The sequence below is a fragment of the Streptomyces sp. NPDC087263 genome (genome assembly GCF_044744645.1).
Classification (GTDB): domain Bacteria; phylum Actinomycetota; class Actinomycetes; order Streptomycetales; family Streptomycetaceae; genus Streptomyces.
In genome coordinates this window covers 516,367-542,145 of record NZ_JBIUYT010000002.1, presented here as the reverse complement: position 1 = coordinate 542,145, position 25,779 = coordinate 516,367, and the positions used below count along the sequence as shown (strand labels likewise).

General features: G+C 71.0%; 17 protein-coding genes. 8 read left to right on the top strand and 9 right to left on the bottom strand.

Annotated features, from left to right (window positions below; all coding sequences use genetic code 11):
- The first annotated feature begins 2 nt into the window (after positions 1 to 2).
- The 6 genes from ACIPC1_RS07630 to ACIPC1_RS07605 all read left to right on the top strand — a co-directional run bounded on the left by ACIPC1_RS07630 (position 3) and on the right by ACIPC1_RS07605 (position 10,755).
- On the top strand, positions 3 to 3,533 hold the full coding sequence (locus tag ACIPC1_RS07630; protein WP_402514211.1) for an SAV_2336 N-terminal domain-related protein: 3,531 nt from the start codon (positions 3 to 5) through the stop codon (positions 3,531 to 3,533).
- Positions 3,534 to 3,610: 77 nt separating this feature from the next.
- Positions 3,611 to 3,787, top strand: coding sequence for an FxSxx-COOH cyclophane-containing RiPP peptide (fxsA, locus tag ACIPC1_RS07625; protein ID WP_402514208.1), 177 nt, complete (start codon positions 3,611 to 3,613; stop codon positions 3,785 to 3,787).
- Between the two features lie 493 nt (positions 3,788 to 4,280).
- Positions 4,281 to 5,501 carry an FxsB family cyclophane-forming radical SAM/SPASM peptide maturase gene (locus tag ACIPC1_RS07620; RefSeq protein ID WP_402514860.1) on the top strand — a complete coding sequence of 407 codons (1,221 nt, stop codon included), beginning with the start codon at positions 4,281 to 4,283 and terminating at the stop codon, positions 5,499 to 5,501.
- Positions 5,501 to 7,066 carry an aKG-HExxH-type peptide beta-hydroxylase gene (locus ACIPC1_RS07615; protein ID WP_402514859.1) on the top strand — a complete coding sequence of 522 codons (1,566 nt, stop codon included), beginning with the start codon at positions 5,501 to 5,503 and terminating at the stop codon, positions 7,064 to 7,066. Before ACIPC1_RS07620 ends, ACIPC1_RS07615 begins: the two co-directional genes overlap by 1 nt.
- Positions 7,067 to 7,215: 149 nt before the next feature.
- Positions 7,216 to 10,227 (top strand): FxSxx-COOH system tetratricopeptide repeat protein, encoded by a 3,012-nt coding sequence (gene fxsT, locus ACIPC1_RS07610; RefSeq protein ID WP_402514205.1) that lies wholly within the window; start codon positions 7,216 to 7,218, stop codon positions 10,225 to 10,227.
- A gap of 348 nt (positions 10,228 to 10,575) precedes the next feature.
- Positions 10,576 to 10,755 carry a hypothetical protein gene (locus tag ACIPC1_RS07605; RefSeq protein WP_402514202.1) on the top strand — a complete coding sequence of 60 codons (180 nt, stop codon included), beginning with the start codon at positions 10,576 to 10,578 and terminating at the stop codon, positions 10,753 to 10,755.
- Positions 10,756 to 10,864: 109 nt separating this feature from the next.
- Here ACIPC1_RS07605 and ACIPC1_RS07600 read toward each other — a convergent pair whose 3' ends face one another.
- The 7 genes from ACIPC1_RS07600 to ACIPC1_RS07570 form a co-directional block, all read right to left on the bottom strand.
- Positions 10,865 to 14,686 carry a multifunctional oxoglutarate decarboxylase/oxoglutarate dehydrogenase thiamine pyrophosphate-binding subunit/dihydrolipoyllysine-residue succinyltransferase subunit gene (locus ACIPC1_RS07600; protein WP_402514200.1) on the bottom strand — a complete coding sequence of 1,274 codons (3,822 nt, stop codon included), beginning with the start codon at positions 14,684 to 14,686 and terminating at the stop codon, positions 10,865 to 10,867.
- A 294-nt stretch (positions 14,687 to 14,980) separates the two neighbouring features.
- Positions 14,981 to 16,036, bottom strand: coding sequence for an ATP-binding protein (locus tag ACIPC1_RS07595; protein ID WP_402514856.1), 1,056 nt, complete (start codon positions 16,034 to 16,036; stop codon positions 14,981 to 14,983).
- Positions 16,037 to 16,211: 175 nt separating this feature from the next.
- Positions 16,212 to 16,949 carry a response regulator transcription factor gene (locus ACIPC1_RS07590; protein WP_266832490.1) on the bottom strand — a complete coding sequence of 246 codons (738 nt, stop codon included), beginning with the start codon at positions 16,947 to 16,949 and terminating at the stop codon, positions 16,212 to 16,214.
- A gap of 113 nt (positions 16,950 to 17,062) precedes the next feature.
- Complete coding sequence (locus ACIPC1_RS07585; RefSeq protein ID WP_402514198.1) at positions 17,063 to 17,740, bottom strand: spermidine synthase; 678 nt, start codon at positions 17,738 to 17,740, stop codon at positions 17,063 to 17,065.
- 201 nt (positions 17,741 to 17,941) lie between these two features.
- Positions 17,942 to 18,589, bottom strand: a complete 648-nt coding sequence (locus ACIPC1_RS07580; RefSeq protein ID WP_402514195.1) for a GNAT family N-acetyltransferase — start codon at positions 18,587 to 18,589, stop codon at positions 17,942 to 17,944.
- A gap of 38 nt (positions 18,590 to 18,627) precedes the next feature.
- Entirely contained in the window at positions 18,628 to 19,407 is a 780-nt protein-coding gene (locus ACIPC1_RS07575) for a GNAT family N-acetyltransferase (RefSeq protein ID WP_402514854.1), read from the bottom strand.
- A 214-nt stretch (positions 19,408 to 19,621) separates the two neighbouring features.
- A complete protein-coding gene (locus ACIPC1_RS07570; RefSeq protein ID WP_402514193.1) occupies positions 19,622 to 19,897 on the bottom strand; it encodes a hypothetical protein in 276 nt (91 codons plus the stop codon).
- A gap of 264 nt (positions 19,898 to 20,161) precedes the next feature.
- Between ACIPC1_RS07570 and lon the strand changes: the two genes are divergently transcribed.
- Positions 20,162 to 22,582, top strand: coding sequence for an endopeptidase La (lon, locus tag ACIPC1_RS07565; RefSeq protein WP_402514190.1), 2,421 nt, complete (start codon positions 20,162 to 20,164; stop codon positions 22,580 to 22,582).
- Between the two features lie 199 nt (positions 22,583 to 22,781).
- On the opposite strand, the gene ACIPC1_RS07560 is transcribed toward lon, so the two are convergent.
- Positions 22,782 to 23,618 (bottom strand): lysozyme, encoded by an 837-nt coding sequence (locus ACIPC1_RS07560; RefSeq protein ID WP_402514187.1) that lies wholly within the window; start codon positions 23,616 to 23,618, stop codon positions 22,782 to 22,784.
- A 321-nt stretch (positions 23,619 to 23,939) separates the two neighbouring features.
- On the opposite strand from ACIPC1_RS07560, the gene ACIPC1_RS07555 reads away from it, so the two are divergent.
- Positions 23,940 to 24,431 (top strand): MarR family winged helix-turn-helix transcriptional regulator, encoded by a 492-nt coding sequence (locus ACIPC1_RS07555; protein WP_402514185.1) that lies wholly within the window; start codon positions 23,940 to 23,942, stop codon positions 24,429 to 24,431.
- A gap of 189 nt (positions 24,432 to 24,620) precedes the next feature.
- Here the strand turns inward: ACIPC1_RS07555 and ACIPC1_RS07550 are convergent, their stop codons facing one another.
- Positions 24,621 to 25,409 carry a protein phosphatase 2C domain-containing protein gene (locus ACIPC1_RS07550; RefSeq protein ID WP_402514184.1) on the bottom strand — a complete coding sequence of 263 codons (789 nt, stop codon included), beginning with the start codon at positions 25,407 to 25,409 and terminating at the stop codon, positions 24,621 to 24,623.
- Positions 25,410 to 25,779 lie beyond the last annotated feature (370 nt).

Sequence of the window (25,779 nt, the reverse complement as noted above, 5' to 3'; positions counted from 1 at the left end):
TGATGCCAGACGCAGCGGCGCGCCACGGCCCCGTACCGCCGACACCGGCGGTACCGCCGACACCACAGGTCTCGTCGACACCACCGACACCGGCGGTACCGCCAACACCACAGGTCCCGTCGACACCACCGACACCACCGGTCCCGCCGACACCACCGGTCCCGCCAACACCTTTGCCACCGAGCGGTGACGAAGGTGTGCCCTCCGGCGGCGACCCGATCGCCGAACTCGTCGTCCGCTTGCGGCAGATCGGGCTCGACCCGGACGCCGAGCAGCTGTGCGACACCCTCTGGCTGGCCCGCTGGGCCCGTCCGGCGGATGCCGGCGACCGGGAGGAGGGGACCGCAGCGCCGTCCGGCGCCCTGCCCACCGGTCGCGCCACGGGTGGCGGCCGTGCGGACCTCCGCGACACCGCCGCAGTCCCGCCCGGCGACCTGCCGGAGCCGGATCCAGGGCCGGAACCGGAGCAGAGCGGGGGAGTGGACCGTCGCGTCGCGCTGTACGCCGTGCCGCGGGAGGGCGGGTCGCCGACCCGCGGGTACGGCCGGGCCACGGCGCTGCCGGTCGGGGTGCCCGCCGCGCCCGCGTTCCCCTCCCCACTTGAACTCCAGCGCGCGTTACGGCCGTTGCAGGGCTACCGAACCGCCGCCCCGCCCCTGCGCAGGACCCTCGACGAGACGGCGACCGCGGAGCTGAGCGCACGGGCCGGCGGTCTCGTCCTGCCGGTGTTCCGCGGGGTGACCCGGGCAGACGCGGCGCTCCAGCTGGTGATGGACGCCTCGTCGTCCATGCGGGTCTGGGACCGGATGTTCGCCGAACTGGAGCAGGTCTTCAGCCGGTTGGGCGCCTTCTGGGACATCCAGGTGAGCCATCTGCACTCCGGCCCCGGGGGCGCGCCCGCCGTCAGCCGCAGTCCGGAGGCGCACGCGGCTCCGCTGCACTCCGCGGACCGGCTGAGCGACCCCACGGGCCGCCGGATCACCCTCCTGGTCAGCGACTGCGCGGGCCCGCTGTGGCACAGCGGCCACGCCCACCGGCTGCTCCACCACCTGTCCAGGCAGGGCCCCGCCGCCGTACTCCAGCCGTTGCCGCAGCGCATGTGGAACCGCACCCGACTGCCGGTCTCCTACGGTGGGTTGACGCGTGGCGAGGCGCTTGCCGGTGCGGCCACCCTGAAGGTCCGGCTGTCGGCGGGTGCCCCGCCCGAGGCGCGTGCCGGTGCGCTTCCGGTGCCCGTACTGCCGCCGGAACCCGCCGCGCTCGGTGCCTGGGCGCGGCTGTTGTCCGGGGCCGGGGCCGGCCCGGTGGCCGGAGCGGTCGGCTGGGTGCGCGCTGACCACGCGCCCGCCCGGGCGGCCAGGCCCGGACGCACGCTGTCCGCGCTCGAACTGGTCAGCCGCTTCCGCTCGACCGCCTCCCAGACGGCGGGCCGACTGGCCGGCTTTCTGGCGGCGGCGCCGCTCAGCCTGCCCGTGATGCAACTCGTCCAGCGGACCATGCTGCCCGACTCCGGGCCCTCCGAACTGGCCGAGGTGCTGCTCAGCGGCCTGGTCTCGCGTGCCAAGGAGGAGGAGTACGGCGCGGACGGCGCCCAGTGGTACGAGTTCGCGCCCGGCGTGCAGGAGGCCCTGCTGTCTCCGCTGGGCCGGGACGAGGCCATGCTCGTGCTCAAGCACTGTTCCGAGTACATCGAGAACCGCTTCGGCAAGGGCGGTCCGAACTTCCCCGCCCTGGCGCTCGCGCAACTCGGCGACGGCGGTTCCGGCCGGCCGTACGCGCCCGGTGGCGGATACCCCGGCGAGAACGGCGACAACGGCGGCGCCACCCTCGTACCGCAGCCCTTCGCCGAGGTCGCCGCACGGGTATTGGAGCGCTTCATGCCGCTGCCTGAACACTTCGCGCTCTACAGCGGCCGGGGGCGGACGGGCGTCGTCGAGGACCGGCCCACCCATGCGGCGGTGATTCGTGCCCGCTCCCTGGTCACGCAGTTCGACACGGACCGCATGGTGCAGGACCTCATCGACGCCGTACAGCTGTTGCGCGGCGCCACCGAACACGAACGGCCCGCGGGGGCCGACCCGGAACTGTGGGCCGAGTACGCCACCTGCGTGCTGCGGCTGTGGGAGGTGCAGGGCGGACCGGAGTTGCTCAGGGAGGCGGAGACGGCGGCCGAGCAGGCTGTCGCGCACCCCCGGGCACTGCGCGAACGGGCGTCACTGGCAAGGGTGTTGCACGCCGCGGCCATCGACCGCAGGCGTCGCGGCGACAAGCGCGGCGCGCTCGACCTCCTGCAACGCGCCGACCGTGAGTACGCGGTGGCCTGCGCGGCGCCCGAACTGCTGACGGAGGAAGCGCTGGGGCTCACCCTGGAGCGGGTCCGCGCGCTGGAGGAGCAGTGGCGGCTCGGCCACGACAGCGCACTGCTGCAGGGTGCGGTCGGCATGCTGGAGGCGTTCGCGGACGCCTTTCCCGACCCGCGCCAACGCCCGCCCGTACTCCTGCTGGCCCACGGCCGCGTCCTGCTGCGCCTGTCGAGCGCCACCGCCGACGACGAGCAGGCCCGGCTGTACGCGGAACAGGGCGCGCGCTCCCTGCGCGACGCCCTCGAACCCGGCCCCGACCGCGTCCTCCCCGTCGAGGGCGAACCCTCGCGCGCCCGTGTCCGCGCCCTCCTCGACCTCATCGACGCGCTCCTCAGGTCCGGCGGTGCCCTGGACGACGCGCAGGCGCGCGTCGACGAGGCACTCGGGCTGACCCGTGAACAGGGCGTGCGCGCCCTGCTGTTGGTGCGCGCCGGGCGGATCAGGGTGGCGCGGTACGCCGAGTCGGGCGACCCGGCCGAACTGCGGGCGGCCGCGGAACGGTTCGAGGAGGCCGCCCGCGGCGTGCCCCGGGACGCGCCGGCGCACGCGGACGTCCTCGCCGAGTGGGGCGACGTACTACTGCGCCACGCGGTCCTGGACCACGGGCCCGGAGCGCGGGAGTCGCTGTTCCGGGCCATCCGGGTGCTGCGGGACTGCCGTACGGAAACACCGTCGGGCAGTGGGGAGTTGGCGTACCGCCTGCTGCTGCTCGGCAGGGCGCTGATGCTGCGTCACCGCGACCGGGGTGACCGCGTCGATCTGCGCGAGGCCGAGCATCTCTTCGGCCTCGCGGCCGTGGAGGCGGGCGAACCGCTGATGGCCGCGCGCTGCTGGCTGGAGCTCGGGCAGGCCCATTTCGAGGCCTACCGGAGCCTGGGCCGCGCCGCACGTCTCGACGAGGCCGTCGACGCCTTCCGCAGTGCGGCGGAGTCGGCGCGCGCCGCCGAGGAGGAGGCCGAGACCGACCGTCGGCGGCAGGAGGCCGTGGAGTCCGGTGCGCAGGCGCACCACTGGCGGGGTATGTCCTACGAGGCGGCGGCGCGTCCACGCGCCGCGCGCGAGGCGTACCGGTCGGCCCGGACGGAGTGGTCCAGGCTGCCCGACGGCGCGGTGGCCACGAGTGAGCCGACCGCCCAGCAGACGGCACAGCGGCTCGCTGAGCTGGAGTGACGGGTGACGGGTGACGGGTGACGAGTAACCAGTGACTAGTAACCAGTAACGGATTGGCAGAAGAGGGGGAGGAAGACATGGGCATGCAGGGTGACTCGCCGGGTTCGGGGGAGGACCTGCCGGATCTGCTGGAGCTGGATCTGGCGTCGCTCCGGACCGTGCAACATCCGGTGCTGGCCGAGGTGCTGGCCGAGCTCAGAGAACGGGCCGGACAGCCGAGTGAGATGCTCTGGGGCTTCAACAACGCATTCTGAAACGCCGTCGGGTGCGCGTAGGCACGGTGTCACCGGGATGGCGAAGCGGGCAATTCGCCTTCGTGGGGCGGTAGTTCTGGTCCTGCCGGTGGTCGAACAGGACAAGTTCCATCGCGCGGAGTTTGCGTCCCGTCTCCACGAGGGAATGCGGCTCTGTGCGGGCAGGGGGCCGTAGCGCGGACCGTACGTGGAGCACGGGCCGTACATCATGGGGGTGGCCGGAGTGTCTGAAGAGGTGACTCCTGGGGCCTCGCGTTCGGCGTCCGCCACTTCGGCGGGTTCGATGGGTCGGCTGGGTCCAGTGGGCCGGCTGGGTCCGGCGGTTCCGGTGGTTCCGGTGGTTCCGGTGGTTCCGGTGGCGGCGCGGGTGCCGACGGTCTCGGCCGATTCCGTGACCTCTGCCTGCGGCTCTGCCACGGCCACGGCCACGGTCACGGCCTCTGACTCTGCCTCTGCCCGGGAACCGGAACCGCCGTTCCCCTTCAGGCAGTTCATCGTCAAGGTGCACGGTCGCTGCAACCTCGCCTGCACCTACTGCTACCTCTACGAGGGCCCCGACCACACCTGGCGAACCCGCCCGGCCGCCGCCCCGCCCGGCGTTCTGTCCCGCACCGCCTCCCGGATCGGCGAGCACGCGCGTGCCCACGGGCTGACGGCGGTGTCGCTCGTCCTGCACGGCGGCGAGCCCCTGCTCGCGGGTGTGGACACGCTCGCCCGCTTCACCGATCTGGTCCGTGACGAGGTGCCCGCCTCCTGTACGGTCCACGCCACCGTCCAGACCAACGCCACCCTCCTCACCGAGGAGCGGCTCACCGTCCTCGCCCGGCACGGCATCCGGGTCGGCATCAGCTTGGACGGCGGCCTGCCCGCGCACAACACGCGACGCCCCGACCATGCCGGACGCCCCTCCTGGCCCGCCGCCGCGCGCGGCACGCGCCTGATCGCCGACCGCCATCCGGGGACGTACGCCGGAATCCTGACGGTCGTGGACCCCCGTACCGACCCGGTCGAGCTGTACGAATCACTGCTCGACCTGCGGCCACCGGCCCTCGACCTGCTGCTGCCGCACGGGAACTGGTCGACCCCGCCGCCGAGTTGGGACTCCTCGGGCACCGTGTACGGGGGCTGGCTGTGCGCCGTCTTCGACCGCTGGTGGGACGCCGGGCGCCGGGAGACCCGCGTGCGGCTCTTCGAGGAGTGCGTCGCCCTGCTGCTCGGCATGCCGGCCGCCACCGAGTCGCTGGGCCTCGCGCCCTTCGACGCCGTCGTCGTGGAGACCGACGGGTCGATCGAGCAGGTCGACTCGCTCAAGTCCGCGTACGAGGGTGCCGCGGGGACCGGTCTCGACGTCTTCCGGCACACCTTCGACGCCGCACTGCGCCACCCGGGCGTGGCGGCCCGGCAGGCCGGTGCCGCCTCGCTGGCCGCGGGCTGCCGTGCCTGCCCGCTGCTCTCCGTCTGCGGCGGCGGCAACTACGCGCATCGCTACCGCGCTGGACATGGCTTCGCCAACCCCTCGGTCTACTGCGCGGACCTGCAACGCTTCATCCGTCATGTGGCGGGACGGCTCACCGGGGCCCTGTCCGTCGCCGTCCCCGCACCGGCCTCCGTCCCCGCACCGGCCTCCGTCCCCGCACCGGCCTCCGTCCCCGCACCGGTCTCCGCGCCCGTGCCGGTCCCCGTCCCCGCCGCTTCCGAAGGAGGCGCCCCGTGATCCTGCCGGTGGTCCCGGAGCGGGCCCTGTTGGAACTGGGCCGCACCGAAGGCGGCCCCGAGACTCTGCGGCTCCTCGTACGCGATCAGTACACGCGCCGCCTGCTGCTGCTCCGCGCGGTACTCGACGCGGTGGAGGTGGCGGATGCGGGGGTGTGTTCCGCGGGCGCGCGAGGGCGACTGCGGGAGGACTGGGCGTTGCTGGAGGAGGCGGAGCGGAGGTCGTACGGGGGTGCTGCGCCGTCAACCGACTTGAGCAGCACGGGTATTGGCTCGCAGGCAGGGAGCCAGGCAGCGCTCCACGCATGGGGTCAGGAAGGGAGTCAGCCAGGGCCACCGGCGCAATCGGCGGGCCCCGAAGGACCGCCAGAACCCGCCCTCTCCCCCTTCCGCGCCCGCCTCCTGCACCCCTTCGTCGGCCCCTGGGCACGCCACTGCCTGCGCGGGCTCAGCGCGGTGGCCGGGCCGCGCACCGAGTGGGACGCGCGTGAACTGAGCCGGGACCTCGGCTACTTCGGGGCGCTGGCCGCCGTGTCAGCCGCCCGGGCCGGGGTCTCCTTCGCGGTGCGGCTGACCTCGCGCGAGGGGGTACTGACCCTGCCGTCGCTCGGGGCGCTGCGGACGCACGCACCCGGGGACACACCGGTCGAGGTCGTGCACCGCAGGCACCGGCTGACCTTCCGTCAAGCCGGCGAGGCGGACGTCGTCGTGCAACTCCAGAGCGGCATCGGCGCATGGTCGTGCGCCGCCGCGTGGTCCCCCGCGTACGCGCTGCCGGGCCTGCTCCCCGAAACCGCGCCCATACCGCTGGACGATCTCGACCCGTACCGCACCGTGCGCGACGGCCCCCGTCACCACGCGCTGAGCGGCCCGGTCACCCTGGACGACGCCGAACGCAAGCGCTGGCTGCACACCTGGTCGGGTACCGCGGCCGCGCTCGGGCTCGGTGGCGAGCACCGTCTTGCGGAGGCGGCGGCCCTGCTGCGGTGTCTGGTCCCGTTGTCCGCGCCGCCCGGATCGGAGCCCGGTGACCGCCCGGGCGGCAGTTGCAGCGGCACCCGGCGTGAGGCCTTCGGCGCCGTCCTCAGCACCACCCCGCCCACGCCCACGACCTTCGCGGCCACCCTGGTGCACGAACTCCAGCACACCAAACTCTCGGCTCTCTGCGACATGCTGACGCTTCATCAAGCCGGGCCGCGGGAGCGTTATTTCGCGCCCTGGCGGCCGGATCCACGCCCCTTCGACGGACTGCTCCAGGGCGCCTACTCCCACCTCGCACTGGCGGACTTCTTCCAGCGCCTCGCCCTCGGCACCGGGCACCCGGCCGACCGGGACGCCGCGTGGGCCCAGCACGCCCGCTACCACGAGCAGGTCGGGGCCGTGCTGCCCGCGCTCGTGGGATCGGGTGATCTCACCGTGCAGGGACGCCAGTTCGTCGATCAGATGGTCGCTGTGTACGTGCGACTCGCCGACCGCCCCGCCCCCCGCGGCCAGGCCGCCAGGGCTGCCGCGTACGTCAAGGCGGCGCGCGCCCTGTGGATGCAGCGCCATGCTTCCACCGATTAGCTCCGCATCCCGTAAGGCGGGCGATCTTTACGCCAAGATCGACCCTTGGAAAGGGACCGCGGTGCGAGTGAAAGTCCGTCAGTGCCTATCGCCGGGCCGCGCCCACGTTCTACAATCACGCGCGGGTTGCCGCGCGGGGAGGCCACTGCATGTCTGGAGCTCGTACGCCGGTCCGGCCAACCGAAAGGGGGGCCGCGAAGCAGACTGTCACCATCAGCTTCGCCGGTTTCAACCGGGCCTGGGCGGCCTGGATCGGGGACCGTCTGGAGCGGCGTGGCCATCGCGTCGTGTACCAGCGCTGGGACTCCCCGGCCGAAGTGCCCCTCGTGGATCTGCTGCGCGACCTCAGACTCGCCAAGGGCCGGATCCTGATCGTCGTCAGTGAGTGGTATTTCCAGCTCGGCCCGCGCACCCACGACGAGTGGAACACGGCGTTGCGCGAGGTCGTCGCGCCCGAACCGGCGCGGTTCGCGGCCGTCTCGGTCACCACGAGCCAGCTGCCGTCCGCCGCCACTGTCCTCGGTGCGGTCGAGCTGAACAACATGGGCGCCGAAGAAGCCGAGCGCCGTGTCCTGGACCGCCTCGACCTGCCCGCGGAGCCCCTCCCGGAGTCGGCGGAGGGCGCCCGCCAGGGCCCGCGCTTCCCGGCGGCCATGCCCGAGGTGTGGGGCGGCGTACCGCGCCGCAACACCCGCTTCACCGGCCGTGAGCCGCTGCTGAACGACGCCTACCACCTCCTCCAGAACGCCGAGCCGGGCGCGGGCGTGGTCACCCTGCACGGCATGTCGGGCGTGGGCAAGACCCAGCTCGCCGCCGAGTACGTGTACCGCTTCGGCTCCGAGTACGACGTGGTGTGGTGGGTCAACGCGGAGAAGCGGGTCACCTACCGCCGCCGACTCGCCGAACTGGCACCGCAGTTGGGGCTCTCCACCGGCGCCGAGTACGGCGAACGGCTGCGCGCCGTACGTGACTCGCTGCGCCGGGGAGATCCCTACGGGCGGTGGCTGCTGATCCTGGACGGCGCGGACGAACCCGACCAGATCTGGGACCTGCTGCCGACCGGGCCCGGCCACGTCCTCATCACCTCCCGGAACCCGGAGTGGACCGAGCACAACAGCAAGCTGCTGGAGGTGCCGGTCTACGAGCGGTACGAGTCGGTGGCGTTCATCCGCCGCCGCGCCCCCCGCCTCACCGAGCCCGAGGCCGACCTGCTGGCCGACGCCCTGGAGGACCTGCCTCTCCTCCTCGACCAGACGGCCGGCTGGCTCAACGACTCCGACCTGTCGGTCCGGGAGTACATCGCTCTGCTGGACGGCGGCATCGACCAGGACGTCGTGAAGGTCTCCGCCGACTTCCCCCTCGCCTTCCAGACCGCCTGGTCGATACTGCTGAACAAGCTCAAGGACACCGTCCCGGAGTCCGTCGACCTGCTCCGCCTGTGCACCTTCTTCACGCCCGGGTTCATCCCTGTACGCCTCCTGAAGGAAATGCCGCACGACGACCTGCCCGAACAGATCGCCGGCCTCCTGAACGACCCGCTCCTGTGGAACAGAGCGGTCAACCAACTGCGCCAGTACTCGGTGGTCCGCCTGGAGTCCCACGAGGTGACCCTGGACGAGGCCGTGTCCTCCGGCGAGTCCCTCTACCTCCACCGGATGGTTCACCAGATCGTGCACAAGGACATGCCGGACCAGGACCGCAAGGAGTTCACCGACGTCGTACGGCGAGCCCTGGCGGCCGCGGATCCCCGGCGGCCGACGGACCCCGACCTGTGGAGCGGATACGCCGAGATCGTCCCGCACCTGAAATACGCGGACGTACTGGAGAGCACCGATCCGGCCGTTCAGCGGCTGGTCTTCAACTGCCTGCGCTACATGTACTTCTCCGGCGAGTACGCGGCGGGCATCAAGCTCGGGGAACGGGCCATGGAGGCGTGGCGCGACCTCCTCGGCGAGACGCATCCCCGGGTGTGGGAGCTCACGTACCACTACACCAACCTGCTGCGAGCGGTGGGCGACTACGGCCGTACCGAGGCCATCACCAGGGCCGCCGTGGACCATCTGCGGGAGGAGCGAGGGGCGCAGGACCTGGAGCACCTGCGCGCGGTCGGCGGGCTGGCCGCCGACCTGAGGGGGCTCGCACGCTACGACGAGGCCCTGGAGGTCGGCGACTGGATCCTCGCGGCCTACCGGGAGCTTCTCGGCGAGCAGGACTCCCGCACCCTCAACGCGCAGAACAACCTCGGTGTCTCCCTGCGGCTGCTCGGCCGCTACGAAGAGGCCCTGGACATCGACCGGCGGACGCTGGAAGCGCGTCGGCTGCTGCTCCGGGCGCGGCATCCGTGGACGCTCCACTCCGAGCTCTCCTACGCGACCGACCTGCGCCTGCTGGGCCGTTACACCGAGGCCGAGTCGAGCCAGGCGAAGAACGTGCGTGAGCACCGGCTCGTGATGGGTGCCGACAATCCGCAGACGCTGCTCGCCGAGCACAATCTCGCGCTGTGCCACTACCGCAGCGGCGGGCGGGCAGAGGCGGGAGAGCTCTTCGCCCGGGTGCTGGAGCGCGGTGAGCGGGTATTGGGCGAGACGCACCCGTGGGCGCTGATCTTCGCTGCCGGCCAGAGCTGCTTCGCCCGGGAGAACGGCGACATCGACCAGGCGCGGGAGCTCAGTGAGTCCGTCGTCGCCCGGTACGAGGTGATGCTCACCGACGGACACCCCTACATCGCCGGAGCCCGCGCCAACCAGGCGCTGATTCTGCGCAACGTGGGCGAACGGGACCACGCCCACGCAATGCTCGAACAGGCGCTGGCCGAAATGACCGAGGCCGTCGGCGAGAACCATCCCTGGACCCTCGGCTGCGCCGTCAACGCCGCCGCGCTGCGCAACCTCGTCGGCGACACCGAGTCGGCGGCGACGCTCACCAGGGACACGGCCACCCGGGCCATCGAGGCCTTGGGCCGCACCCACCCGCTGACCCTGTCGGCCCGCATCGCCCACGCCGCGGACCTGCGCGGACTGAGGGAACGCCGGCAGGCCGAGAAGGTCGAGCAGGAGGCACTCACCGACCTGGAGCAGACCTTGGGCCCCCAGCACGTCCACACCATCTCGGCCCGCTCCCGCAACCGCCCCTTCTGGGACTTCGAGCCCAGCTTCACCTGATCCGTCAGCGGGTCGCTCCCCGGTGCGCATAACCCGCCGCGCACCGGGGAATGACCCAGCTCTCGACTTCGACGGGGGTCGGTCCGTCCGCGCCCTCCGGGACGGGCCCCACTAAAACCACCACGCGTTCCCCAGCGCATCGTCGAGGTCGCCCGCGACGCCTACACCGACGGTCTCGACCTGGCACGCCGCTGTGCGGCACAGGCCGTACGGAGATTCGGGGAACTCGGCGAGGAGCTACGCCCCGACGAGTTCGAGCTGCCGCTCTCCGTCAAGGTCGGGGCAGCTGTTCGCTCGGTTCAGGCACGCCCGGAGCGGGTCGTCGGCGAGGAGGAACCGCTGAGTCCGATGTTCGCCGCCGCCCACAGCTGTTTCGCGCGGGAGCACGGAGACATCGAGCGCGCCCGGCGCAGGGAGCAGGACGTCCTCGGCCGACTGGCGGCGACTCCCGGCACCGGCCACCCCCGCACCCGCGCCGCCCGCAACCGTGAGCGCCCCCTCTGGGACTTCGAACCCCTGACCACCTGATCCGCCTGCTCCGCACACGCCGAAGGCCCGGCCCCTCGAAAGGGAACCGGGCCTCCGCCGTCGTACGGAACTGCCTACGGAACTGACGTGCGAAACCGTGTCGCGAGACCTACGCCTCGAACACCTCACGCACCAACTGCTCCTGCTCCGCCTGGTGTCGCTTGGCGGATCCCACGGCGGGCGACGAGCCGGCCGGGCGGGAGATGCGCCGCAGGCGCTCGCCGTGCGGGATGTCGGCGCCGACCGCCAGGTCGAGGTGATCGATCAGGTTGAGGGCGATGAAGGGCCACGCGCCCTGGTTCGCCGGCTCCTCCTGGGCCCACAGGTACTTCTCGGCGTTCGGGTACTTGGCGATCTCCGCCTGGAGCTCGGCACCCGGGAGGGGGTACAGGCGCTCGATGCGGATGATGGCCGTGTCCGTGCTGCCGCGCTTCTTACGCTCGGCCTCAAGGTCGTAGTAGATCTTGCCGGCGCAGAAGACGACCTTGTGGACCGCGGTGGCGTCGACGGTGTCGTCGCCGATGACGGGGCGGAAGCCGCCTGTCGTGAACTCCTCCGTGCTCGACGCGGCGGCCTTGAGACGCAGCATCGACTTCGGGGTGAAGACCACCAGTGGCTTGTGGTGCGGGTTGTGCACCTGCCACCGCAGGAGGTGGAAGTAGTTCGACGGGAGCGTCGGCTGAGCGACCGTCATGTTGTTCTGGGCGCACAGCTGGAGGAAGCGCTCGATACGGGCCGAGGAGTGGTCCGGGCCCTGGCCCTCGTAGCCGTGGGGCAGGAGCAGGGTGACGCCGGACGTCTGGCCCCACTTCTGCTCCGCCGCCGAGATGTACTCGTCGACGACCGTCTGCGCGCCGTTGACGAAGTCGCCGAACTGCGCCTCCCACATCACCAGGGACTCGGGACGGGCCAGCGAGTAGCCGTACTCGAAGCCCATGACCGCGTACTCGGAGAGCAGGGAGTCGTAGACGTTGTAACGCGCCTGGTCGTCCGCGAGGTACTGGAGCGGGGTGAAGTCCTCGCCCGTGCAGCGGTCGATCAGCACCGCGTGGCGCTGGCCGAAGGTGCCGCGGCGGGAGTCCTGGCCCGACAGGCGGACCGGGGTGCCCTCAAGGAGCAGCGAGCCGATGGCGAGGGTCTCGCCCATGCCCCAGTCGATCGTGTCGTCCTCGATCATCGCCGCCCGGCGCTGCAACTGCGGAAGCAGCCGCGGGTGCACGGTGACGTGATCGGGGATGTTGACCTGGGACTCGGCGATGCGCTTGACGACCTCCTGCGAGATCGCGGTCGTCACGGCCACCGGGAACTCGGGCTGAGCCTCCGGGACATGAGCCTCGGGAGCCTGCGAGACGGCCTCGCGGACCTCGGTGAAGACCTTCTCCAGCTGGCCCTGGAAGTCCTGCAGCGCCTGCTCGGCCTCTTCCAGCGTGATGTCGCCGCGACCGATGAGGGACTCGGTGTAGAGCTTGCGCACCGAGCGCTTCTTGTCGATCAGGTCGTACATCAGCGGCTGCGTGAACGCCGGGTTGTCGGACTCGTTGTGGCCCCGACGGCGGTAGCAGATCAGGTCGATGACGACGTCCTTGTTGAACGCCTGGCGGAACTCGAAGGCCAGCCGGGCGACCCGGACGACGGCCTCGGGGTCGTCACCGTTCACGTGGAAGATCGGCGCCTCGATCATGCGGGCCACGTCGGTGGCGTACATGGAGGAGCGCGACGACTCCGGGGCGGCGGTGAAGCCGACCTGGTTGTTGATGACGATGTGGACCGTGCCGCCCGTGCGGTAGCCGCGCAGCTGCGACATGTTGAGCGTCTCGGCGACCACACCCTGGCCCGCGAAGGCCGCGTCACCGTGCAGGGCGACGGGCAGGACCGTGAAGTCCGTGCCGCCCTTGTTGATGATGTCCTGCTTGGCGCGGGCGATGCCCTCGATGATCGGGTCGACCGTCTCCAGGTGGGACGGGTTCGCGGCCAGCGAGACCTTGATCTGCTCGCCGTCCAGGCCCGTGAAGGTGCCGTTGGCGCCCAGGTGGTACTTCACGTCGCCGGAGCCGTGCATCGACTTCGGGTCGAGGTTGCCCTCGAACTCGCGGAAGATCTGCGCGTACGACTTGCCGACGATGTTCGCCAGCACGTTCAGCCGGCCGCGGTGGGCCATGCCGACGACGACCTCGTCCAGACGCGACTCGGCGGCGCTGTCCAGGACGGCGTCGAGCAGCGGGATGACCGACTCGCCGCCCTCCAGGGAGAAGCGCTTCTGGCCGACGTACTTCGTCTGCAGGAAGGTCTCGAAGGCCTCCGCCGCGTTCAGCCGGCGCAGGATGCGCAGCTGCTCCTCGCGCTCCGGCTTGGAGTGCGAGCGCTCGATGCGGTCCTGGATCCACTTGCGCTGCTTCGGGTCCTGGATGTGCATGAACTCGACGCCGGTGGTGCGGCAGTACGAGTCACGCAGCACGCCGAGGATGTCGCGCAGCTTCATCAGGGACTTGCCCGCGAAGCCGCCGACCGCGAACTCGCGCTCCAGGTCCCACAGGGTGAGCCCGTGCTCGGTGATGTCCAGGTCGGGGTGCTTGCGCTGGCGGTACTCCAGCGGGTCGGTGTCGGCCATGACGTGGCCGCGGACCCGGTAGGAGTGGATCAGCTCGAAGACCCGGGCGGCCTTGGTGACGTCGTCGTCGTGGCTGGCGTCGATGTCCTTGAGCCAGCGGACCGGCTCGTAGGGGATGCGCAGGGCCTCGAAGACCTCGTCGAAGAAGCCGTTCTCGCCGAGGAGGAGGTTCGCGACGATCCGCAGGAACTCGCCCGAGGCGGCGCCCTGGATGACCCGGTGGTCGTAGGTCGACGTGAGCGTCATGACCTTCGAGATGCCGAGCTTGTTCAGGGTGTCCTGGGAGGTGCCCTGGAACTCCGCCGGGTAGTCCATCGAGCCGACGCCCATGATGACCGACTGACCGGGCATCAGACGCGGGACCGAGTGGACGGTGCCGAGGCCGCCGGGGTTGGTCAGCGAGACCGTGACACCGGTGAAGTCGTCCATCGTCAGCTTGCCGTCACGGGCGCGCCGGACGATGTCCTCGTAGGCCTGCCAGAACTCGAAGAAGTTCAGCGTCTCGGCCTTCTTGATGCCCGCGACGACCAGCTGACGGTCGCCGTTGGGCTTCACCAGGTCGATGGCGAGGCCGAAGTTGACGTGCTCCGGCTTGACCAGGGTCGGCTTGCCGTCCTTCTCCGTGAAGGAGTAGTTCATCGACGGCATGGCCTTGATGGCCTGCACCATCGCGTACCCGATGAGGTGGGTGAAGGAGATCTTCCCGCCCCGGGCGCGCTTCAGATGGTTGTTGATGACGATGCGGTTGTCGAAGAGCAGCTTCACCGGGACCGCGCGCACGGACGTGGCCGTGGGCACCTCGACCGAGGCGTTCATGTTCTTCACGACCGCGGCGGCCGGGCCGCGCAGCGTCACGTACTCGGGACCGCCCGAAGCCTCGGCCGCGGGCGCGGCCTTCGGAGCGGCCTTCGCGGGAGCCGGAGCAGCGGCGGCGGGCTTCACCGGCGCCTGAGTCGGAGCCGGCGCCGGAGTGGGCGCCGGTGCCGGAGTGGGCGCCGGAGCAGCAACCGGCGCGGCCTGCGCCGGCGGAGCCGCCTGGGCGGGAGCCACAGGCGCTGCGGGAGCGGCCGGAGCCGCTGTGGTGGTGGTTGCTGCGGCCCCCGCGGCCGCAGTACCCGCCGGAGCCGAGGCGACAGCGGCGCCCGGCTTGTAATCGGCGAAGAAGTCCCACCAGGCTCGGTCTACCGAATTCGGGTCCTGGAGGTACTGCTGATAGATCTCGTCGACGAGCCACTCATTGGGTCCGAACGCGGCAGCCGGGTTCTTCCCGGAGACCTGCTCTTCGGTCGAGATGCTCGAGTTACTGGGGGACTGTGGCGACACGGCGGCAACCGCCCTCTTCCGCTTCTCACAAGGTGATGGACAGCGGGAATTAAGGCTACGCCTCCCTGGCCGGGAAGGTCAGGCCGGGCCTGCCCATCGTCGTGTAAGTCACATCGGAAAGTGTGTTTCGGGGGTGGAAATGGCGGGAAACAAGCGGGGTTCCGGCCCGGAACGGGCATGCGGGAGTACGCCGACCTGAGGCCGCGGTACGACTCACGCGGCCCTCTGCCTGATCACACGTGTCCGTCAGTGACGAACGGCGATGGATCTTGTGGCTCCGGTTCGAACTTTACGTCAACTTGGCGAAGAGGGAAGCCCTGGAAGGATGACCTGGATCCGGCAACCCCGCTCGGATTCGGCCACGCCGATGCGCCCGCCGTGCAGATCGACCGCCCAACGGGCGATGGCCAGCCCAAGTCCCGTACCGCCGTCGCTGCCCGGACCGTGCGGCGCGGGGACCCCGCCGCGGTTGAACCGCTCGAAGACGCGGTGCCACTCCGACCTCGGAATGCCGGGACCCTCGTCCAGGATCTCCAGGGCGAGGGACTCCGGGTAGTCGCCCCGTCGGGCCCGGACGGTCACCCGGCCGTGCGGCGGGCTGTGCTTGACCGCGTTGTCGATGAGGTTGGCGACGACCTGGTGGATCCGCTCCGGGTCCGCGTGCGCGGTCAGCTCGGGCGGCGACACGTCGAGGTGCAGATGGACATCGGTGCGCGTGTGGCTTCCGGAGCCCGAGGCGATGCCCGCGCGCGCGGAGGAGACCATGTTGGCCTCCTTCAGGACGCCCGACAGGTAGGGCCACACCTCGAAGCGGCGCTGACGCAGCGGTACGACGCCGTTGTCCAGCCTGGACAGGTCGAGCAGCGTCTCCACGAGGCGGCCGAGCCGCTCCGTCTGCTTCAGGGCCGTACGCATCGTCTCGGGGTCGGCGGCGGAGACGCCGTCCACGACGTTCTCCAGGACCGCGCGCAGCCCCGCGATGGGGGTCCGAAGCTCGTGGGAGACGTTCGCCACGAGCTCCTTGCGCTGGCGGTCCTGGGCCTCCAGTTCGTCGGCCATCAGGTTGATCGTCTGGGCGAGGTCGCCCAGCTCGTCCCGGCGGTCGTCGCGCACGCGGCGGGTGTAGTCGCCGTGCGAGATGGACCGGGCGACGGCGTTCATCTCGTCGAGCGGGGCCGTGAGCGAATGCGCCACGAACTGCGTGATCAGCAGTGTGGCGATCATCGAGAAGACCGTGATGAAGCGCAGTTCGGTCTGCGTGCGGGCCGCGATGATCGACAGACCGGTGGTGATGAAGACCGAGACGACGACCAGGGTGCCGAGCTTGGTCTTGATCGAGAAGGGCCGCACGCCACTCCAGGGGCTCTCGCCCTTGGACTCCCCGAACCCGGAACTGGCGCGCTTGCGCTCCCCGTATCCGGGACCGGTGCTCCCGTGTTCCCCGAACCCGGGTCTCGCGCCCTTGCGGTCCCCGAACCCGCTCATCACATCAGCCCCTCAAGGAATGCCCCGGCACAGGCCCGGCTCAGGGAGTCGGGGTCTCCAGGGCGTAGCCCACGCCGTGGACCGTACGGATCCGCTCGGCACCGATCTTCCGGCGCAGCGCCTTGATGTGGCTGTCCACGGTCCGCGTACCGGAGGCGTCCGCCCAGTCCCAGACCTCGGCGAGCAGCTGCTCACGTGAGAGTACGGCCCGCGGGGTGTTCGCGAGGCACACCAGGAGGTCGAACTCGGTGGGCGTGAGATGCACGTCCTCCGAGCGCACCCGTACCCGGCGCTGCGCGTGGTCGATCTCCAGCTCGCCGAGTCTGAGGATCCCGCTGCGCGGCGTCGAGGCGGCCACGACGGCGCGCTCCACCCGGCGCAGCAGGACGTGCACGCGGGCGGCCAGCTCGCGCATGGAGAACGGTTTCGTCATGTAGTCGTCGGCGCCGACGCCCAGACCGACCAGCATGTCGGTCTCGTCGTCGCGCGCGGTGAGCATCAGCACCGGCACCGGGCGCTGGGCCTGCACACGGCGGCAGACCTCAAGACCGTCGAAGCCGGGCAGCATGATGTCGAGGATCAGCAGATCGGGCTGCCAGGCCTCGGCGGTGTCGACGGCGGCCGGGCCGTCGCCCGCGGTTTGCACCAGGAATCCCTCGGCGCGCAGACGCGCCGCGATGGCGTCGACGATCGTCGGGTCGTCCTCGACGACCAGGACCCGTCGTTGAGCGCCGGGCGTCGCCGCCGCGCCGTTGTGGGAGGTGTGTGTCTGCTCCATCGCCCGCCCCTGAAGTGTGCTTTCCGGAATCCGTGGGGTGATCCCATGACTGCGCCTGACGCTTGAATGATCCGCGTCAGGCAAGCAGAGTACGGGCAGTCGCCGCGGCTCGGCTATCCAGGTCTTACCGCGAGATGGACGACGTCCGGAACGCCCCGGGCAACGGGGATCTCTTCGGTACGCACCCCCTTGAACCCGGCATTCCGTAGGGTTCCTTCAAATTCTGGAGAGGGTTGCGCCGACCACACCGCGAGTACCCCACCGGGCCTCAACGCCCTTGCACAGCTTGCGAGTCCGGCCTCCGAGTAGAGGCTTTCGTTGCCCTCCGTGACCGTCCAGCCGGGCCCGTTGTCGATGTCCAGGCACAGCGCGTCGTATGTGTCGCAAATCTCATTGACGTAGTCGAGCAGATCCGCTTCCACGACGTCCGTACGCGGGTCGGCGAGCGCCTCGCCCGACAGCGCGGCCAGCGGTCCGCCGAGGTGCCAGTCGATCACCGCGGGCTCGCGCTCCACGACGGTGATACGCCCCCAGCGCGGATCCGAGGCGGCGTGCGCGAGCGAGAACCCGACGCCGAGCCCGCCGATCAGCAGCCTCGGCGCCGCCCGCTCGTCCAGCGCGCCGTACGCGGCGTCGACGAGCAGCCGCTCCGAACGGCCGTCGGAGGTGTCCATCAGGAAGCACCCGTTGGCGATGATCTGCAGCAGCGCACCGTGACGCCGCAGCACGACCTCGCCGTACGGGCCCTCGCGACGGTCGATAACTTGGGGGGTGTCGTACGAGGTGACCATCGGCCCATCCTGGCAGCTCCCCGGCGCCGGATGGCTGAATTACCCCGGTTCCAGGGGGCGGAGCCGGCACGGCGACACCGTCGCCGGCGATGGCGATGGCGATGGCGATGGCGATGGCGATGGCGATGGCGATGGCGATGGCGATCACGATGTGCCCACCACCACCCGCCGCTACCACGGCGGGTGGCGGTGGGTGCGCGTTCAGGCGCCCCCGGTGAACTTCGCGCTGGTCAGCGGTGCCTCCATGTGCCAGCCGAGGGACTCGTACAGCGCCCGCCCGTCCGGTGTTCCGGCCAGTACGCCGGTCGTGGCGCCCTGCTCGACCGCCGCGCGCGTCACCGTGCCCACGACCAGGCGGCCGAGCCCGCGCCTGCGGTGCTCCGGTGCCGTCTCGACCTGGTCGACGACCGCTGTCGCGCCGGTGACCGCTATCTGGGCGCGCGCGGCCCAGGAGCCGTCCGGCGCGGTGACCAGGACGCGGGTGACGCCGCCGCGCGACCAGGTGCGCAGGCGGTAGCCGTCGGGAGTGGCCGCGGGTGGGACGGCGGTGAGCGGGACCGACATCAGACAGCCGGGCTGCGGGTCGATCCACCAGCCCTGACCGAGCCAGGGTTCGACGGTCGACGGCTCGGCGAACACCTTGAGCCACACTCCCGCTCCGGTCACCGCGTCGGCGACCTTCCGGACCGTCGCTTCTTCGACCGCCTCGTTCGTCGCCCCGAGAACATGCCGCGAGACGTGTTCCGGATGTCCCACGTCGACCGAGCAACCCCAAGGCTCGATCACCGGCGGAGCCGCCCCGCGCGAGACGACCCAGCCGTCGACCCAGGCCCGTACGATCTTGTCCACCAGAACCCCCTGTAATGGCTGCTAACGCCTCACAGGCCTTACCTTACCGACGGCGCCGACGGGTCGCCCTGTGGCGGCGACCACACATAGGGAGTGGTCGTGGTGATGGCGTGGAACCCCAGGCGGCGCAGGATCGGAGCGCTGTCGTCGGAGGCGTCCACGTGCAGGAACCGGACGCCGCGGGCCACGGCGAGGACGGCACGGGTGGCGACAAGGGCGCGGTAGATGCCCCGCCCCCGCCATCCGGGCAGCGTCGAACCGCCCCACAGACTCGCGAACTCCGTGCCCTCGCGGAAGACCAGCCAGGCGGCGGAGACCACTTCACCGCCCGCCTCGGCGACGAAGACGGCGATCTCGTCGGGGGCGGCGTCGACGCGGGCGATCAGATCGTCGGCGAGCCAGCTCCAGTCGGCCCCCCACACCGTCGACTCCATCGCGGCGATCCGGTGCATGTCCACGTCCGCCGTGACCCGCCGCAGGACGACACCCGGCGGCACGACCGGCCACCGTACGGCCGCCATTTCCTCCGCGAGTCCGACGACCACCGTCTCCCGCTCCTCGGGCACGAAGCCCGCGGCGCACAGCCGCTCGGTGAGGTCGGCGGGGTGGTCGTGCCCCCGCGTCTTCCACTCCACCGCCTCGCCGCGCCCGGCGAAGTACTCCCGCTGCCGGGCGATCAGGCGGTCGAGTTCCGCCCCGCCCACTCCGAGGTCACGCGGACCACTGACCAGCCCGCGGAACTGCCCGACGATCCGCAGCAGCGGCCCGTCCTGTTCGTGGGTGACCCCGGTGGGAGGGGTGGGAGGCGCGCCGCGCATCTGGTCGTCGTAGGCGGAGAGGAAGGGGTGGGTGCCGGTGTCTGTCACCGGGGAGACGGTACGGACCGTGCCGGGCGTGGCAACCGAATATCCGAGCGGCGTCCGGGCAGGCCACGCCAGACCGCTCCACGGTCGTCGGTACGTTGGTCGGCTCACCCGCGGCCGGGCCCCGCGGCCGGGCCCCGCGGCCTCTCCGGCCGGGCCGGCCAGGCGGTCAGCGCGGGCCGAAACCGCCGTATGGCCGCAGCGGGATGATCTGGAAGTCCGACATCTGCTTCTGTGCCAGGGGAAGGGCTGCCACAGCTGCTTCGGCGTCGCCGAGGGATTCGGCTTCGAGGAGGAAGCACGCGCCTCGTGTGTCTCCGCGCAACCAGATCTGGCGGAGTGCTCCGTCGGCGTAGAGCCCTCGAACCGTCTCGGTCTCTTGAGGCAGGACGGCCGCGAAGTCCTCGTCGCTGAACCGGTCGCTGTAGCGCTGCGTTATCACCATGAATTGCACAGGCCGAAGCTATCAAGGCGCCCCGGCGTGTTCGATCCCGGCCTTGCGGCGGCGGGCTGCTGGGGCGGCAGGGCGGCAGGGGTGCGGGGCTCGGGGGGACGGCCGCGTGGCGGAAGGCGAAAGTGCAGGGGCTACCCGCTACCCCAAGAGGGCAGGTACGACCCCGATCGCTGACAGCGAACACCTCCGGGGAACACCGGAGCGCTCACAAGCATTGAGTCCACATAGCTCAACTTGCTTGTCGAGAGGAAGATCATGGCTGCCGATACGACGTCCACGCCGCTCAACCTGCCGGTACTGCCGCTCGACGACGAGGTCGTGCTGCCCGGAATGGTGGTTCCGCTGGACCTGAACGACGCCGATGTGCGGGCCGCGGTGGAGGCTGCTCAGGCTGCCGCCCGCTCGACACCGGGGAAGCCGCAGGTGCTGCTGGTGCCGCGGATCGACGGGACGTACGCGGGCACGGGTGTGCTCGGCACCGTCGAACAGGTCGGCCGGCTGGCCGACGGCGACCCGGGCGCGCTGATCCGCGGCCGTGGGCGCGTCAAGATCGGCGCCGGGACCACGGGTCCGGGAGCCGCTCTCTGGGTGGAGGGGACGCGCGTCGGGGAGACCGTGCCCGAGCCGCTGCCCGGCCACGTCACCGAACTGATCAAGGAATACAAGGCCCTCGCCACCAGCTGGCTGCGCAAGCGCGGCGCCTGGCAGGTGGTGGACCGCGTCACGGCGATCGACGACGTGTCCGCCCTTGCCGACAATTCCGGATACTCACCTTTCCTTTCCACCGAACAGAAGGTGGAGCTGCTGGAGACCGCGGACCCGATCGCCCGCCTGAAGCTCGCCACCGAGCAGCTCCGCGAGCACCTCGCCGAGCAGGACGTCGCCGAGTCCATCGCCAAGGACGTACAGGAAGGCGTCGACAAGCAGCAGCGCGAGTTCCTGCTGCGGCGCCAGCTCGATGCCGTACGCAAGGAGCTCCGTGACCTCAAGGGGGAGGGCGGGGAGGACGAGAGTGACGACTACCGCTCCCGCGTAGAGGCCGCCGACCTTCCGGAGAACGTCCGCGAGGCCGCTCTCAAGGAGGTCGAGAAGCTGGAGCGCGCGAGCGACCAGTCGCCCGAGGGCTCCTGGATCCGGACCTGGCTCGACACCGTCCTCGAACTGCCGTGGAACGAACGCACCGAGGACGAGTACGACATCCAGGGTGCCAAGACGATCCTCGACGCCGAGCACGCGGGCCTGGAGGACGTGAAGGAGCGGATCACCGAATACCTCGCCGTGCGCAAGCGGCGTGCCGAGCGAGGGCTCGGCGTGGTCGGCGGCCGCCGCGGCGGCGCCGTGCTCGCGCTCGTCGGACCTCCCGGCGTCGGCAAGACCTCGCTCGGCGAGTCCGTCGCGCACGCCATGGGTCGCAAGTTCGTCCGGGTCGCCCTGGGCGGCGTACGCGACGAGGCCGAGATCCGCGGGCACCGGCGTACGTACGTCGGCGCGCTGCCCGGCCGGGTCGTCCGCGCCATCAAGGAGGCCGGGTCCATGAACCCGGTCGTGCTCCTGGACGAGATCGACAAGGTCGGCTCCGACTACCGCGGTGACCCCGCCGCAGCCCTCCTCGAAGTGCTCGACCCCGCCCAGAACCACACCTTCCGCGACCACTACCTGGAGGTCGAACTCGACCTCAGCGACGTCGTCTTCCTGGCGACGGCGAACGTCCTGGAAGCCATCCCGGAGGCCCTGCTCGACCGTATGGAGCTGGTCCGCCTCGACGGCTACACCGAGGACGAGAAGGTCGTCATCGCACGCGACCACCTGCTGCCGCGCCAGCTGGAGCGGGCCGGTCTGGAGAAGGACGAGGTCACGCTCGACGAGAGCGCGCTGCGCAGGCTCGCCGGGGAGTACACCCGGGAGGCGGGCGTACGGAACCTGGAGCGCGGCATCGCCCGGCTGCTCCGCAAGGTCGCCGCGCAGCACGAACTCGGCGAGCGGAAGCTGCCGTTCACGGTGACCGAGGACGATCTGCGCGGGCTCATCGGGCGTCCGCACCACGTGCCCGAGTCCGCCCAGGACCCGGCCGAGCGCCGCACGGCGGTGCCCGGCGTCGCGACGGGACTCGCCGTCACGGGCGCCGGCGGTGACGTGCTGTTCGTCGAGGCCTCGCTCGCCGACCCGGAGACGGGCGCGGCGGGTCTGACCCTGACCGGTCAACTGGGCGACGTGATGAAGGAGTCCGCGCAGATCGCGCTCTCCTTCCTGCGCAGCCACGGCGCGGAGCTCGAACTCCCCGTCGGCGACCTGAAGGACCGGGGCGTGCACATCCACTTCCCGGCCGGGGCCGTCCCCAAGGACGGTCCGAGCGCGGGCGTCACCATGACGACCGCTCTCGCCTCGCTGCTCAGCGGCCGACTGGTCCGCACCGACGTCGCCATGACCGGCGAGGTCTCGCTCACCGGCCGTGTCCTGCCCATCGGCGGCGTCAAGCAGAAGCTGCTCGCCGCACACCGGGCCGGGGTCACGACGGTGATCATCCCGAAGCGCAACGAGGCCGACCTGGACGACGTCCCGGCCGAGGTCCTGGACAAGCTCGACGTCCACGCGGTGACGGATGTCCGCCAGGTGCTGGAGCTGGCGCTCGCTCCGGCGACGAACGGCGCCACCGTGGAGGTTCCGGTGGCGGCGTGACGGACGCCATCGGTTGAGGAAGGCCCGGGTCCCGGAAAGACGTTTTCCAGGGGATCCGGGCCTTCCCATGTCCGGCGTCAGACGGTGGCGAGCACTCTGCCGGGGCCGTCAGACGTTGGCGCGCACTCAGCCGCGGCTGTCAGCCGTTGGCGAGCACTCCGCCGCGGCCGTCAGCCGTGGTGAGCATCCGGCCCGACCGTCAGCCGTTGGCGAGTGCCACCACCCGGTCCAGTGCCCCGTTGAACTTGTTGTGGTCCCCGACCGTCGGACCCGACGACGTGTACTGCCACATCGTGTAGAAGCCCCAGCCGGCCGGCAGCGTGCCCACGGCGGTGGCGTAGCGGGCGATCCACAGCGGGGTGGCGGTCGCGAAACCGGCGTAATTGCCGGTGCACTCCGTCCACCAGGTGGTCGCCGTGTAGATCACGGCGTCACGACCGGTGCGCGCCTTGTACTGGGTGAGGAAGCTGCTGATCCAGCTGACCATGGCGCTCTGCGTCTTGCCGTAGCAGGAGGCCCCGTACGGGTTCCACTCGATGTCGAGCACACCGGGCAGTGTCCTGCCGTCCTGCGACCAGCCGCCGCCGTGGTCGACGAAGTAGTTGGCCTGGGTGGCGCCGGTCGTCGTGTCGGGGGTCGCGAAGTGGTAGGCGCCGCGGATCATGCCGACGCTGTAGGAGCCGTTGTACTGCTGGGCGAAGTAGGGGTTCGTGTAGTACGTCCCTTCCGTCGCCTTGGCATACGCCCACTTGACCCCGCTGCTCCACAGGGTCGCCCAGGCGACATTGCCCTGGTGGCTGCTGACGTCCACGCCTTCCGTCTGGGTGGCCCTGCTGTCGGCCGGGATGCCGCCCTGGCCGTCGTGGGCGACGACGCCCATGCCCAGGTGGGCCGAGCCGCGGGCGGGGGTATCGGCTGCCTGGGCCGGTACGGCGAGGAGGAGGGAGAAGGCGGCGACCAGGGTCCCGAGCGCGGGAAAGCGCTTGGCGGGGTGCGAGCGGCGGGTCGTGCCGGATCTGAATCGGTGCGCGGGCATGTCGTGCCTCCGAGGAGATCGGTGGTGCACGGTGGTGCTCGGTGGGGGAGCGCCGGCGGCATGCGCCTGCCGCGGTGGGGGACAAGTCATCGTCGACTTGTTGATGGCGTGGCGCAGGGGTTGGGTGCCATGCCGGTCGATTTTCTGCTGTGGTCATGTCACAGCTTGCCTGCCCGTGACGCTACGCACTCGGCGGACGGCGTGGGAAGAGGGTCCGGACGCTGCCGATGGTCTACGCCTACGAAATACTGGCGGAGCTGCGGCGACGGCGATTTTTGGCAGAAACTTTCAGGATCGGGAAACCGAGTCAGGGGTGCTGACGTGCACGAGGACGCGAACGGCGACGGGCGGAGCGGCGAACCCACGGCGTCCGGAAGTGGTGTGGACCAGGAATTCCCCTCGCTGGAACGCGAGTTGACGGTGTTCCTGCGGCGGGCCCGGGCCTCCTCGGGGGAGATGGCGCGCGCGGTCCATCCCGACCTGGAGTCCTCCGCGTACGGACTCCTCTTCCGCCTGGAGGAGTGCGGCCGTCAGCGCGCCACGGAACTCGCCGCCTACATCGGCGTGGGCAAGGCCACCATGTCCCGCCAGCTCCGCGCCCTCGAGGACCTCGGCCTCATCGCCCGGGAGCCCGACCCCGCCGACGGCCGCGCCTGGCTCGTCCGCCTCACGGAGGAGGGCCGGGTGCGCTTCGGCGCGGTGCGGGAGGCGCGGCGGGCGCGGTACGTCCGGCAGCTCAGCGGCTGGGACCCGCGGGAGGTGGCCGAACTGGCCCGGCTGCTGCACCAGCTGAACACCGGGATCGAGAAGTAGCCGAGCACGTGCGGAGGGCCACGTGCGGAAGGGCCGCGTGCGGAAGGGCCACACCCGGCCCCGGATCGCCGCGGCTCACCCCTCCTCGAAGCCCTCCATGAACCACTCCTCGAACACCGGAGAAGTGGCCGCCCACGCCCGGAAGCGGCGCGGCACGCTTCGATGACTCACCACTGACTAACCACTAACTCACCACTCCACGAACACCACCGTCGCGTCGTCATGCGTCTTGCTCCGCCCCAACCGCACCCGCAGCTCCGCGTCCGCGGACTCCAGCGCCCGTACGCGGGAGACGAGGGCCTGCGCCCCCTCTTTCCGTACGAGGGTGAACAGGCCCGTCCAGTCCCCCTCCCGGAACTTCTCCACCCACCGCGTGGCACCGTCCGTCAGGGCGGCCAGTGCCCGGACGGAGGACCGGGGCACCGTCCCCGTCACCGCGCGCGACGCCACCGAGGGGTCCGCGGCGGCCGTGAAGAAGCCGCCCTCCTGGTTGCGCAGGGTCGCGTCGGTGCGGGCGGCGGAGGTGAGGGTCGCCGGGGGGACGTGGGAGAGGCGGTCGTCGAGGAGTGCGGTGACGGTGCCGTCGGGGGACTCGAGGAGCAGTGCGGAGTCCGAAAGGACGAGGTACTCGACCTCGACGGCGGACCAGCGGGCGAGGACGACGGTTGCCTGGGGCGTGCGGGGGTGAGAAAGGTCACAGGTCCCGGCATGGGCCTCGGCCGTACGCGTGATCGAGCGGGAAAGGATCTCAGGCAGCGTCAGATCCCTGTAGGTAAGGGACAGTTCGGTCAGTGCGCCGCCCAGGCGGGAGGAGAACCAGGCGACCGAGTGCACGCAGCCGTCGTCACCGGTGGGAGGTGTCACGCCGTCCAGGACGACCAGTGCGCCCCCGTGTCCTGAGGCGGGAAGTCCGACCGATGCGAAGTCCTCATTGGGGCGTGCCGGGTCGCCGGGCTCCGAGACGAGTTCAGTACGCATCCGGCCAGTCTGCACGAGCCCTTCACAAGATCCACGAGAGGTCGGCATCGGTCGCCGGATGGGCGCGGACCGGCAGATCCGGCGCCGGGTTTGGCATGGAATGATCGACTCCGGCGAAGCGTGGCGGCGAATACTGCCAAAGCCCGTCGCCCACGTCCAACCAGCCCACCGCGCAGGCGATCCGCACACCTCAGAGGGACTTGCCCGCCAACTCCGGTCCGATGTTCACTCCTTCGGGTGGCGGCCCGGATGATGCGGGACCACTGTCCACCGGCACTGGGAGGGTCGGGAACCGGTGGGGGCGCCCCCTGCTTGAGCGAGGTCGAAAGCTCGGGGGAGAGCGAACACCCCAGTTGACGGAACGTCACCC